Below are 12325 nucleotides of genomic sequence, written 5' to 3' on the forward strand. Positions count from 1 at the left end.
CTCCGGCGGGCGACAGCACCCACCGGCGGGATGCGCCGGCCGCTTCTTTCCGGTAGAACAGCCGCAAGTGCGCCGCTGCCGTCCGGACAGTGGCCTCAAGCACACGTTTACGGGGCAGCCCCCGGTCGGTGGTGATCTGTACTATCCGCACGGCGGTACGACGGAGGAGCGCGCATGCAGCCGGACAGTCCCTACAGGTTCACCCGTGCACTCGGCGGGTCGCTGGTGGGAAAGGCATGGGCCGCCGTCGACGAGCGGGGGCGACCCAGGACGGTCATCCTGCTGGAAGGGCCGGCGGCGGCGGACCCGCGCTGGCGAGACGCCTTCGCTCACGCCGTCAGGATGTTGATGCAGGCGCCTGGCAACCAGCACTACGCCGAGGCCGACCTGTCCGCGACGAACCCATGGGTGGCGTACGAGGGCGAGCAGCCTGATGTTCCGGGGCAGCTCTTCCGGCTCCTGCAGCTCGACTACCGGTCCGAAGACCCCGCTGCGCCGGTGAGTGGTCCAGCCGCTCCGGTCAGCGGCATCCCCGTGTCGGCGGGCCCGAGTGGGGACCTGGCGGGTGACGACGTCACCGGCGCGCCGGCGGAGCCGACGCAGCAGGTTGCCCTGTATTCGCAAGCGCCGTGGTCCGCACAGTCGTCCCAACCGATCTCGGCGGCGCCCTCGTCCGCCGCGCCGGCCCCTTTCGACCAACAGTTCGCAGCGCCCGGCCGGCGGATCGCACCGGTCCAGGTCGTCCGGAGAGGCGTGAACTGGATCTGGGTCGTCGTCGGCGGGTTGGCGCTCACCCTCGTCGCCGGTGTCGCGGGGTACGCCCTCGGTGGACGCGGCGACTCGGACGAGCCGCCGCCCGTAACCGCCTCCCTCTCGCCCTATCAGGCGACCCAGCTCTCCATCAACAAGTCGAAGTTCACCGGCGAGCTGGCGCAGATGGGCGAACTCTGGTTGGCCGACGTCAGCGGCTGCGTGGTCTACGGTCGCGGCGGCCCCGCACTGGCAGAGAACGAGGAGGCCCACGTCTTCTGCCCCGACGGCGCACTGCAGGTGCACTTCTCGCTGTTCCGGGAAGGAGCCCTGAAGATCGCGGGGCGCGCGCAGCGTGAAGAACTCGGCCGCACTGCCAACGCGTTCGCCCCTGGAGTCAGGGAGCCGACCCGCACGACGGGCGGCGTGACAGGTGTGCCCGGTAGCTACGTCGAGTACGGCTTCCTGTTCGAGGGCCAGGCATACTGCGGTGTCTGGTGGGACCGGGACGACTCCAACGCCGTCATGGTTCTCGAAACTCCCTGCATGGCCGGCATCGCGGGCAACTGGGACGCTCTGCGCGACATGTGGCGTCGCCACAGCTGAGGCTCTGGCACAACTACTACCTGGCCGGCCTGGGCGTTGCGAACGGCCCAGGCGCGCCGCCGCGCTGACTACGGGGTCTTGCGCCGAGGAGGCAGCACGTCTTCCTGCGGCTGACCGCGCAATGCCCTCACTCCTTGAACAGAATGGTACTGATGAACGACATCACTGGTCTCCGTGGCCGGGCCACCCGCGCCGGCGGGAGATTCGTCCGTAGCATCTGGCTCTTCCCGGCTCTGTTGACTGTCGCGTTGCTGGGGCTGACGGCTCTGCAAATCAACGGGTCCTCAATGGGAATGGTCCACAAGACGCTGTACGGCGCGCAGCAGGACCCGGACCTCCTGTTCAACAGCCCGCAGGGGATCCGGTCAGACGAGTGGAACGTCAACACTCAAATGACCGTCGCCCAGGACGCGGCCGGTTACCCCCTGATCAACCCGAACGTGGGGGAGGAAGGCGAGGATGTCTCCCTGGTCAGGGACGTCCCGTACAAGGAGTGGTCGGTCGCCTTCAAGCCGCACAACCTGGCTTTTCTGGTGCTGCCGTTCGACTTTGCCTTCGCCTTCAAATGGTGGCTGATGGGCTACTTGCTCATCCTGAGTTGTTATTTCTTCGTGCTGGCTCTGATGCCCAGGCAACGGTGGTTTGCCGCCGGGCTCTCCCTGGCGCTGTTCTTCAGTCCGTTCGTGCAGTGGTGGTACCAGTACGTGACGTTGTCGTCGATGTACTACGCCCTGTTCGCGGCTACGGTGCTGATTCTTCTGGTGCGTTCGAAACGGCTGCTCGTCACAGTTGCCTGGGGGGCGCTCCTGGCCTACCTGCTCACCTGCTTCGCGCTCGTGCTCTACCCACCGTTCCAGATCGCCTGCGTCCTGGCGGTGACGCCGTTCGCCATCGGCTACCTGATCGAGCAGGGCCGTGTACTACAGCGCCGACTGCTGCTGCGGCAGCTGAGCATCGTCGCCGCATCGCTTGCGGTTGCGGGTGCCGTGATCGGTGCGTTCATCGCCTCCCGGCTGACCGTCATCGAGACCATGCAGAGCACGGTCTATCCGGGTGAGCGCGTCGTGGAGAGCGGCGGGTTCGATCTGCTGCACCTGTTCTCCGGGCACACCAGCTTCGGGTTGCAGTTCGCCGAGAAGGCCGAGCTCTACCAGGTCATGGACAATCAGAGCGAGAACTCCAACTTCCTGCTCGTATTCCCGTACCTGGTAGTGCCCAGCATGATCCTGCTGTACCTGTTGTACCGCGCCCAGCGGGCCATCGACTGGCCACTGCTGCTCGCCAATCTCACGCTTCTAGGGGCATTGGTCTGGCTGTCCGTCCCCCATCTCGACCTTGTCGGCAAGATCCTGTTCCTCAGCCTGGTGCCGCACACGCGGTTGCTCGTCGGCATCGGTCTGCTCAGTGTCATCGGGGTGGTGCTGGTCGTCCGGCGGCTGCAGGACGAGCGATCGGCCAAGCCGGGTTTCAAGGTCGTCGTCGGATACGCCCTCGTCGTCCTGCTCGTTCAGGTGCTGCTCAGCCTGCACGTGCAGCGGGCATTTCCCGGCTTCATGCAGTCGCGCGGCTTCCTCTTGTCGATCATCCCGGTTCCGCTGGTCGTGTATCTGCTGCTTCGTCAGCGTTTCACCTGGGCCGTATCCGTCCTGCTGGCCTTCTCCGTTGCCATGACGGTGTTCATCCACCCGCTCTACCGCGGCACCGCAGCACTGACCCGCACGCCGCTGGCGGAGTCGATCCGCACCATCAATGCCGAAGACCCCGGCGCCGCCTGGGTGACCGATGTGGGAAGCATTCAGAGCTTCGCCTCCATGAGCGGCGCCCGCTCGTTGTCCGGCGTCTACGCCTACCCCCAGCTGGATCTCTGGCGGACCGCAGACGAGCAGGGCGAGCAGGACGCGGTCTACAACCGTTACGCCCACGTCTGGTTCGTGTTCGACCGGGACCCCGCCCGCGACTCACCGACGACCTTCGACCTGCCGACGCCCGACCATTTCGAGGTCGCCACCGAACCGTGCGGCAGCTTCCTCCAGCAGCATCAGGTCCGGTACCTGGTGACAGCGACGGCGCTCGACGAGCCGTGTCTGGAACTTCGCGAGACAGTCCGCTATCCGGCTGCCACATTCCTCATCTACAAGATCCGTTAGGCCCGCCCGGAGGCGGAGATTCGCCCGGATGCACCATCGATCTCTGGACGAATCTCCGCCTTGCCGAACCGCCGCTGGTCTCCACCTCGGCTTGACCGGAAGCCTTTAGCCAAGCCCGGGCGTGCGGTGACTCTTCGGTGCCGGGGTGGTCACTTCTTGCTGATCAGCAGGACCGGTTCCACACCACCGGTAGCCTGCTCGACCCGGTAGTCGGTGAACACCTTCTGCCAGTCCTCCGTCTCCCACATCACGTGGGTGCGGATCAGCCATACGCGCCCGCCGCCGCGCTGCGCTGCCAATGCCAGCGCCTCATCGATCTTGGCATGGATGAGTGCGATGTCGTGGTGGGGAATCACGATGAGGTCGGACCGGGTGGGCATTTCGACCTGCCAGCCGACGGTGTTGTCGGCTGGTGCGACAAGCTTGACCTTGTCGGACCGCGAGTAGTACGCAAAGCCGTACCACGCCAGACCGTTCATGACGATGGCATCGTTGGCCGACCGATGGGTGTTCACGTATTCGGTCGCCGAACGGATGTCCGTCGCGCCGATGGCGGTGAAGTAGAACCCCGGGTCGTTGCCGTCGAACCGGTACCAGCGGCCGTTGTTGATGCCGAAGATCGTGAGCAGGACGGCGCAGATCGCCGCGGTCAGGACCGTCGACGGCACGCGAGGAACCCTGCGGGCAATGAGCGCGGCCACCCCGTGGGCCAGTCCGGCGACACCGAGGCCGGCGACCGCAGCCGTCGTGACGAGCAGGAAGTGCGAGGTACGCAGCTCCAGTAGCGGATAGAACTTGCCGACCCCCAGCGTTGTCACCGCCACCGGCAGCAGAAGCACCGCGATCGCCGACGCGGGGCGGCCCTGCCGGGCGAGGGTGACGGCACCTGCGATGAACAGCCCGCCGACGACCAGAGCGGACGCGCCGAGCATCGGGACCAGGTCGCCGATGTGCCCGCTGAGGTAGCCGGGCAACTCGGTCAGGGTCGGGAAACTACCGACCCAGAATTCCCGCATCGAGTCATTGTTGCCCCGCGCGGAGATACCGAAGTAGACGGCGACGATGACAGTCATTGCGCCGAGCCCCGCCACGACGACGTCCCGGAGTCGCGCCCACTGGCGTTGCAGCGCGGTGACCAGCAACAACCCGCCGAACACGGCGGGGGTGGCGATGGCAGTGACGTGGCTGACGAATATGCCTGTGGCGGCCACGGCCGCGACCACGCCAAGCCGTCTCCGCGACCAGGTCTGCTCGGTCCAAGCGCCCAGAGCGAGCAGGACCACCGTGACGGCGGCATCAGCGGTGTACTGCTTGAGGTCGTGACGGATCTGCTGCGCCGGCAGGAGCAGGACCGCCATGGCACAGACGAAGCCTGCGACAACTCCGAGCCACCGAGTCGGCCACCGCAGCAACCGCCCGAGCCCGTACGCGGCGACGACACCCAGGCAGAGGAAGGCAAGCGGCACCACACGGAGGTAGTCGGCGTCCGGCACCAGCCGCAGCAGGAGGGTCCACCCGATCGGGGTGGACGCGGTCGTCACCGGCAGGTCGCCGAGCGGGAGCCGGACCGAGAGCGCCACCCACGCCTCGTCGAGCCAGTACCCCGCCGTGAGCATCGTCTTGACGTCGTGGACCACCGGGACGAGGGCCAGCAATACGGCAATGGCGACCCAGTCCGCGGAGGTGGGGCGGCGCCTGGTTGTCGGTGCCGCTGGGGCGTCCGACGGGCTCACGTTCTCGAGTACGAGTTGTCCAACCACGCCAATTCCCATCCAGAGTGCGAAACGACCATGCTTCATTCCGACGACATCGTCGATGAGAGCGAATTGCGGTGTCGACCGAGCCCGTCGTGGCGCCGAGGTGGAGCAGGGCGCCGTCAGCTGCCCCCTGCTTGGCGGCCCGGCGTGGGCAGCGACTCACCCGTGCGTCGTTGCATGGGCACCGGGGCACCGATCAGGCGTGCCGCCTGCGGGTTGCGCCGGGAGGCCGACGGCAACCCGATGACGAACTCAGGGAACAGACTGAAGAAGGTCTTGGCGCTCTGCAGTTCCAGAGTGTGCGCGCGCGACCACTGGAACGAGTTCGTCGCACGGGCCCAGTGGTGGGTCCACCGCACGTCGCCGAGCAGCACCACGGGCATGTCGTGCCGCCACGCCCGCAGACCGAGCTCGTGGTCCTCGTAGTAGAGGAAGAACTGTTCGTTCCATCCGCCCATGGCGATGAAGTCGGCGGTGCGGGCGGCGATTGCGGCACCCATGGCCCAGGCGACGTAGACCGCTTCACCGGGGTTCGCCACCACCCGGTAGGTCGCGTGCATCCGGGACAGCGGCCAGATCTTCCGGTTGCCCAGTTTGGCGGTGGCGTAGGGGAAACCGCGCCCGTTGGGCTGGGGAGTGCCGTCCGTCGCGAGCAGCTGAGGAGCTACCAGACCGCCGTGGACGTCGAGGTGCCGCTTGAGCACGTCGAGACCGTCCGGGTCGATCTCAAGATCGGGGTTGGCGAATACCACGTATTCGCTCGCCGCCTGGCGCACGCCGACGTTGTTGGCCTTGGAGAAGCCGACGTTCTCCGGCAGGCGAATGACCCGGGCACCCAACTCCTCCGCCACCGCGACCGAGTCGTCGGAGGAGGCATTGTCGACGACGATCCACTCGTAGGGCTTGGCTCCCCGCCAGCACCTGCGGAGCGTCTCCGCCGAGTTGTAGGTGACCGTCACGACACTCCACTGGTGTCCTGCCATCATGCTCTCCGAACTGTCAGGTAGCTGTAGAGGGACGCGAAGCCGAACCGCTTGCCGTTCCACTGCCGTCGGGCGGCCGGGCTCTCCGCCAGGCCACGTCCGACGCCACGGAGGAACGGCCACAGCAGGCCTTGACGGACACGTCGGGCGGCGAGCGCGAGGTGCGCAAGGGCCAGTACCGGCATGGCGAGGAGCATCAGCGGCCAGGTGAAGACCCGGGCCGCGACCAGAAGTCGGTTTCGGGCCAGCAGGAAGGCACGAAAGCCTTGGAGCTTGTTGTCGCCCTCGACGCTGTGCCCACCCGCGTGGGGGAGCACGAGATCGAGCGCGCGGGTCCGGTATCCCGATGCGTAGAGACGGTAAGCCAGGTCAGCGTCCTCGCCCCAGGCGAACAGGTGCTCGTAGAACCCCCCGAACTGGTGGAACAGTTCGGTCGGGAAGACGGCGGCGCCCCCCGACGGACCCAGTGGTCCCCGCGCCGCGGTGGCGGTCCTGTCGATGAAGAGCGAGACCGGATTGACGTCGATGCCGATGTACTCCCCACCGTGCATGGCCAGACCAACCGCGATCGGTGTGCCGGGGTCCTCGGCGATGGCGGCGCACATGCGCGCAAGCGCGTCGTCGGGCAGCCACACGTCGGGGTTGAGCAGCAGCACGTGGTTCGTCCTCGCGGCCGCGACCGCGCGGTTGCAGCCCGCCGCGAACCCCGGATTCGAGGAGTCGGGGAGGTACTCGTACCGCTCTTCGTCGAGCCAACCGGCAACGACCTTCTCGCAGCCGTCCTCGGGCCAGTTGTCGGCGAAGATGAACCGCACCGGAAGTCCCTCGGCGCTGCGCACCCAGGTAGGCAGCGTCTGGGTCAACATGTCGCTCGAACGGTAGAGAACGGTGACGATTGTCAGCGCTTCATCCACTCCGGGATCCACCTCATCGGTTTGCTGAGCAGGTAAAGGGCAACGAGGCCAGGGGCGAGCGCCAGCCAGAAGGGTTGCACCACGGGATAGAACTCGTAGACACCAAAAGTCGCGAAATAGATCACGAACGCCCGGGTCAGTTGGTGGGCAGGGCTTGACGTGTACGTCAGCCGCCGATCGATGACCCCGACGCAGAAGCCCAACAGCGAGAGAAAGAGCACCGCGCCGACCGGCCCATAGTCGAGCAGAGGTATGGCCACGAACGTCGCGGTGTTCATGTAGAACGGTTTGCTCAGGCCCGCGGTGATCTTGTAGATGTCGGCCGAACCGAGCAGGCGATCGCCCAACGAACCCGTGAAGGTCAGGGTGTATCGACCCCAGGTCGGCGGGTGCTGCTCGCGCACCTGCCACAACCGACCGAAGGTCTCGACGGAACTGCTCAGCGACAGGTCCAGCGACCCGACACTGGCGTACAACGGGCTGGCGCCGTATTGCGCTCGGAACTGGTCCTCGAACTGCCCGGTGCCGGCCAGCGTCCGTTGGCCGCCGAGGAAGACTGCCGCACCCATTGCGAGAGCTCCGATCACCAGCACCACGAGCGACACCCGCAGCCGGTTCTTCCGGCTGATGGTCGCCGATCGGCGTACCGAGAGTGCGGCGACCAGCGGCGGCACGATCCCCAGCAGAACGGAGTTCTTACTCGCGCCCAGCGCCGCGCCGAACGCGAAGATGACGACGAAGGCGACGTAGCTCCACCGTCCCTCCGCCTTCCCGGTGAGCGCGCGAAGCAGCGAGATCGCCAATCCGATCCCCCAGAACTCCGAGAACAGCCCGGTGAGGAGGTTGGAGCGCAGTCGTACCGCCTCGCGTGCGGCGTCCGGGTTGTCGGCAAACAGCGGCGGTACCTCACCGCGGAACTTCATCGCCGCACCGATGAGAGCGAGCAGAAGGAGGAAGAGTACGAAGGGCCGGAGCCGACTTTCGGCGGGCCAGCGCAGTTCGGCTCGAGCCGACTCGACGCCCGCTCGGTCCATCGGCGGACGCGTCGTCACGGCCGGCATGACGACGGTGACCGCGGACTCCGTCCGCACGGCCGGCATGACGACGGTGTCCTCGGTCGCCGTCGACTGTTCCGGGCGACGCTTGTTGGCTGCCAGTCGACGACCGAAATACCAGGCGGCGAGGAACCAGGCCGCGTAGATCCCCAAGATCGGCACCGCGGCGCGTCCGGCCGGAGAGTCGTACGGCCCCGGAATGGTGAGGACGGCGAGGAAGACAAAGCCCCAGGCGGCCGTGCAGATGGCGAGCCACGTGTGAGCACGGAAGATCAGGGCCGCCATGGCGAGGAAGGCGGCGGCGACGCCGAACTCGGTGTCCCAGAGGAGGACCACCAGGACGATGACGACCGCCACCACCCAGGGCACCAGGGTCCGGTAGAGGGTGGGGCTGCTGGCCCTGGTTGTTGTGGTCACAGAAGAGACCTGTACAGGCTCTGCCACCGCTCGACACACCGATCGAAGGCGTACTCCTGGGCGTACCACTCGGCCACCCGCTGACCCTCGTCGATGGCGCGGTGGCCGACGGCGTCCCGGATGGCGGCGGCGAGCGCGGCGGGCGCGAGGTCCGCCTGGAACGCCAGGGTGCCCGTGGCGTGGCGGGTGACCTCGGCCAGACCGCCGGCCCCGGTGTGCACCACAGGTACGCCGAGGGACAGCGCCTCCAGGGCGCTGAGCCCGAACGACTCGACCCGGGACGGCACCACCAGGCAGTCGATCTCCTGAAGGAAGTCTGCGGCCGTGACCCGACCGACGAGGTCGAGGTTGGGCCTGGGGTCGATCGCCATGGAACCCGCCCCGGCGACCTTGAAGTCCACCTCCGGAAGGAGGGAGGCGATCTCGGGCAGGAGATCGGCGCCCTTCTCCTTCTCCAGCCGGCCGAGATAGCCGACCACCGGCCGTCGACCCGGCTCCGGCAGGTGCGCGGGCTTCGGGCTCGGCCAGGTGACCGGCAGCGGGTTCGGGATCAGGTGGATGTTCTTGACGCCACCGCGGTCGCGTAGCTCGGAGGCCTCGAACTCGGACACCGCCACCGTCGCGTGTGGACGGGCCCGACGCATGGCCAGGTCCAGCGTGATGTTGGACTGGATGAGCGCCTTCTGCTGGAACGATCCGGCGGTGTCCCGGTACTGCCAGAGGCTGTTGTGCAGGGTGACGACGAGCGGGATCCGCCGGCGTCCCATGCTCAGCGCCGCCCGGGAGTGCATGGCGGCGGACAGCAGGTGGGCGCAGACCACGTCCGGCTGTACCTCGTCGACCAGGCGGCGGATCTCCCGCGCGTACGCGAGGTCGATCCGGCTGGTCGCGCTGAGCCCGACCCACGGCACCCCGGCCTCGCGCAGCGCGTGACCCACCTCGTCGTCCGACGTGGCGGCGATGACGTCCAGGCCCGTTCGGGCGTGCGCCGGAATGATCTCGGTCAGGATGCGCTCGGCGCCACCGAGCTGCCGCCGCCCGGAACCACCCGTGGTGCAGACGAACAACACCTTCACGAGGTACGCAGCCCCTCGACGGCGCCCTTCGCGATGGCGCGGCGAACCGGGTTTCCACCCACCGCGGCGCGCAGCAGCACCCCGCCCACGTACGCCGTCGTGGCGATGCGGCCGCGCGTGCCACCCATGCTCCGGCTCGCCCGGATGAACTCCCTGGTCCGACGCTCGGAGATCTCCTCCTCGGACCAGCGCCGCTTCGCGGTCGCGTCGTCCTCGTGCATGATCACGGCCTCCGGCACATACGCCAGCCGCAGACCCTGCTGACGGACGGCCCAGCAGAGCCGCATGTCCTCGGAGTAGAAGAACGAGGTCTCGTCGACGCCGCCGATGGCGTCGAAGGTGTCGCGGCGCATGGCGACGAAGGGGCCGGTCAGCCAGTCCGCCTTCTCCGGTGGCGCGACGATCCGCAGGTTCGGCAGCACCATGCTCAGCCCGGTGGCGTGGGCGAAGCCCACGCCCAGGCCCAGGAACCGCCCACCCTCGGTCTGCGACACACCCGACGGGGTGACCACGCCCGGGAAGGCCGCGCCCACCTGCGGGTCCTCCAGGGCGGTCAGCAGGCGGCTGACGGCGTCCTCGTGCACGATGATGTCGTTGTTGGAGAGGATCACGTTCGCCCGGCTGGTGTGGCGCACGCCGAGGTTCATCCCCCGCGCGTACCCCAGGTTGGAGCCGGACTGGACGTACCGGACACCCTGCTCGGCGCAGAACGCGCTCAACGACTCCTGAATGTGCATCGAGCTGCCGTTGTCGACGACTACGATCTCCGCCTCCGCCGGCAGCGACAGGACGCAGGCGCGCGTGCGCTCAAAGTCCTCCCAGGCGAGGACAACAATCGAGACATCCATGTCAAACCGTCCCATGATTCGGCGACTGCGCTCGTCGCAGGCTTGCTCTGGAGGCGAAGGCGTGTACGGCGTAGGCGAGCGTCGAGGCGATCGCCGCCCCGACCACACCAGCCCACGGGATGATCGCAAAGTATGCGGGAATCGCGAACCCGAGGGTGATCAGTGCGACCACCGTCGTCGCCCGCTCGCCCCGCCTCTTCAGCAGCAGGGCGCTCCAGCTCTTGCCGGCCGCGGTGGCCAGTGAACCGGGCAGCAGGACAAGGCCGAGGATCCAGGCGTACCGGTACTCGGGCTGGAGGTAGCCCAGCACACCGAGCCCGAGGATGGCGGCCAGGGCGACCGGCAGAGCCGCGGTGACCACGGCCCGGGTGGGGTCGGGGCCGCCGTCGCCGTCCCGGCTGGCCAGGATCCGCTGCGCCCGTACGACGGCACCCGCCTGGGCGAACTCCAGCGCGGCGACCGCCAGCGCGTACACGCCGAGTGGGCCGGCGCCGACGAACCTGGCCACCAGGATCTGGTTGAACCGCAGCGTCATCATCTGGGCGAAGATCCCCAGGTGCAGGTTGCCGACGGCGGCCATGTCGGCGCGGTAGTCCACCGCGGTCGCCTCCGGCCGTGGTGCGGGCCCGATCCGCCGGAGCATCCCCAGCACCAGGGCGCACACGGACAGCGCGCTGACCCACTGGACGACCAGCCACACCATGCTCCACAGGCCGCCGTCCAGGTAGCCGGCGAAGTACAGCGCCACGTAGCCACCGACCAGGACGGCTCCGCTCGCCGCGCGCATCGCGTAGACGACCAGGAAGCTCTTCTGGCGCAGCGCGATCGACGAGACCGTGTTGAAGATCGTCAGACCTGCCGCGGACCCCATGCCGACCAGGTAGCTGCCGAGTCCGGCCACCGTGGTGAGCACCGCGGCGGCGACGACGGAGAGGAGGACCGAGGCCCCCAACATGGCGAGGACCCAGGGGCGTCCCCGGGAGAAGACCCAGCCGCCCGGACGGGACAGCAGGAAGGTGTCCAGGGACAGGCCACCGACGGCCGCACCGAGCGTCGCGCTCACCATGTTCGCGGACAGCTCACCGCGCTCCGCCGGCGGCAGGGCCACCGACAGGACCGCCGCCAGCCCGGTCAGGCCGAGAGCGCCGATGTAGAGACGCTCGGGTGCGACGAGCTGCCGCAACAGACCCAGTACGCGGCGGCCGGGCGATGGTTTCGTGCCGGGACTCGGCGATTGCCGAGCAGTCTTGACCAGCGACACGCCGTTCACTCGCCCCCCATAGATGTAATACGTGCGGGCACGACGAGTCGTACTTCGCTGGCACTTTCTACCCGAACCCCGCTACACCTGCAATCGCCCGGGCGGCCCGAACCGATAATGCCGAAACACCTGCCGTCGCCGCCAGTCGGCCGGCGTAGACTCTCGGACCCGTGAGGATCCTCGTCACCGGCGGAGCCGGATTCATCGGGTCGGAGTACGTTCGCCTGCTGCTGGGCAAGCCCCTCGGCAGTGCCGACGGCGTGCCGCCACTCGAGCCGGCGGTCGTGACCGTGCTCGACAAACTGACCTACTCGGGCAACCTGGCCAACCTCGACCCCGTCCGCGACGACCCGCGGCTACGGTTCGTCCAGGGCGACATCTGCGACCCGACCATCGTCGACGAGGTCGTCGCCGAGCACGACGTGATCGTGCACTTCGCCGCCGAATCACACGTCGACCGCTCCATCGCCGGCGCCGCCCCGTTCGTCACCACCAACGTCCTGGGCACCCA

The 12325-nt window shown here is 68.0% G+C and carries 10 protein-coding genes; 3 read left to right on the plus strand and 7 right to left on the minus strand.

The features are described from left to right. Positions 1-174: 174 nt before the first annotated feature. A complete protein-coding gene (locus tag AB0C01_RS27235) occupies positions 175-1356 on the plus strand; it encodes a hypothetical protein (RefSeq protein WP_357255967.1) in 1182 nt (393 codons plus the stop codon). Positions 1357-1508: 152 nt separating this feature from the next. After that, positions 1509-3503: a hypothetical protein gene (locus AB0C01_RS27240; protein WP_357255965.1), complete on the plus strand. Its 1995-nt coding sequence runs from the start codon at positions 1509-1511 to the stop codon at positions 3501-3503. Between the two features lie 149 nt (positions 3504-3652). Here AB0C01_RS27240 and AB0C01_RS27245 read toward each other — a convergent pair whose 3' ends face one another. From AB0C01_RS27245 to AB0C01_RS27275, 7 genes are all read right to left on the minus strand, one after another. After that, positions 3653-5158 carry a hypothetical protein gene (locus AB0C01_RS27245; RefSeq protein WP_357572476.1) on the minus strand — a complete coding sequence of 502 codons (1506 nt, stop codon included), beginning with the start codon at positions 5156-5158 and terminating at the stop codon, positions 3653-3655. Between the two features lie 221 nt (positions 5159-5379). Then, positions 5380-6246, minus strand: coding sequence for a glycosyltransferase (locus AB0C01_RS27250; RefSeq protein WP_357255961.1), 867 nt, complete (start codon positions 6244-6246; stop codon positions 5380-5382). Next, positions 6243-7157, minus strand: a complete 915-nt coding sequence (locus AB0C01_RS27255; RefSeq protein ID WP_357255959.1) for a glycosyltransferase — start codon at positions 7155-7157, stop codon at positions 6243-6245. The genes AB0C01_RS27250 and AB0C01_RS27255 overlap by 4 nt, the downstream gene beginning before the upstream one ends. Next, positions 7142-8629, minus strand: a complete 1488-nt coding sequence (locus AB0C01_RS27260) for an O-antigen polymerase (RefSeq protein WP_357572477.1) — start codon at positions 8627-8629, stop codon at positions 7142-7144. Before AB0C01_RS27260 ends, AB0C01_RS27255 begins: the two co-directional genes overlap by 16 nt. Next, on the minus strand, positions 8626-9705 hold the full coding sequence (locus AB0C01_RS27265; RefSeq protein WP_357255955.1) for a glycosyltransferase family 4 protein: 1080 nt from the start codon (positions 9703-9705) through the stop codon (positions 8626-8628). Before AB0C01_RS27265 ends, AB0C01_RS27260 begins: the two co-directional genes overlap by 4 nt. Further along, positions 9702-10553 carry a glycosyltransferase family 2 protein gene (locus tag AB0C01_RS27270; protein WP_357255953.1) on the minus strand — a complete coding sequence of 284 codons (852 nt, stop codon included), beginning with the start codon at positions 10551-10553 and terminating at the stop codon, positions 9702-9704. Before AB0C01_RS27270 ends, AB0C01_RS27265 begins: the two co-directional genes overlap by 4 nt. 1 nt (position 10554) lies before the next feature. Continuing rightward, positions 10555-11736 carry a hypothetical protein gene (locus AB0C01_RS27275; protein WP_357255951.1) on the minus strand — a complete coding sequence of 394 codons (1182 nt, stop codon included), beginning with the start codon at positions 11734-11736 and terminating at the stop codon, positions 10555-10557. Positions 11737-11984: 248 nt separating this feature from the next. Between AB0C01_RS27275 and AB0C01_RS27280 the strand changes: the two genes are divergently transcribed. Beyond that, a partial coding sequence (locus tag AB0C01_RS27280) for a GDP-mannose 4,6-dehydratase (RefSeq protein ID WP_357572478.1) occupies positions 11985-12325 on the plus strand: 341 nt, incomplete at its 3' end.

Origin of the sequence: Micromonospora sp. NPDC048905 (assembly GCF_040649655.1) — a bacterium.
Taxonomy (GTDB): Bacteria; Actinomycetota; Actinomycetes; order Mycobacteriales; family Micromonosporaceae; genus Micromonospora.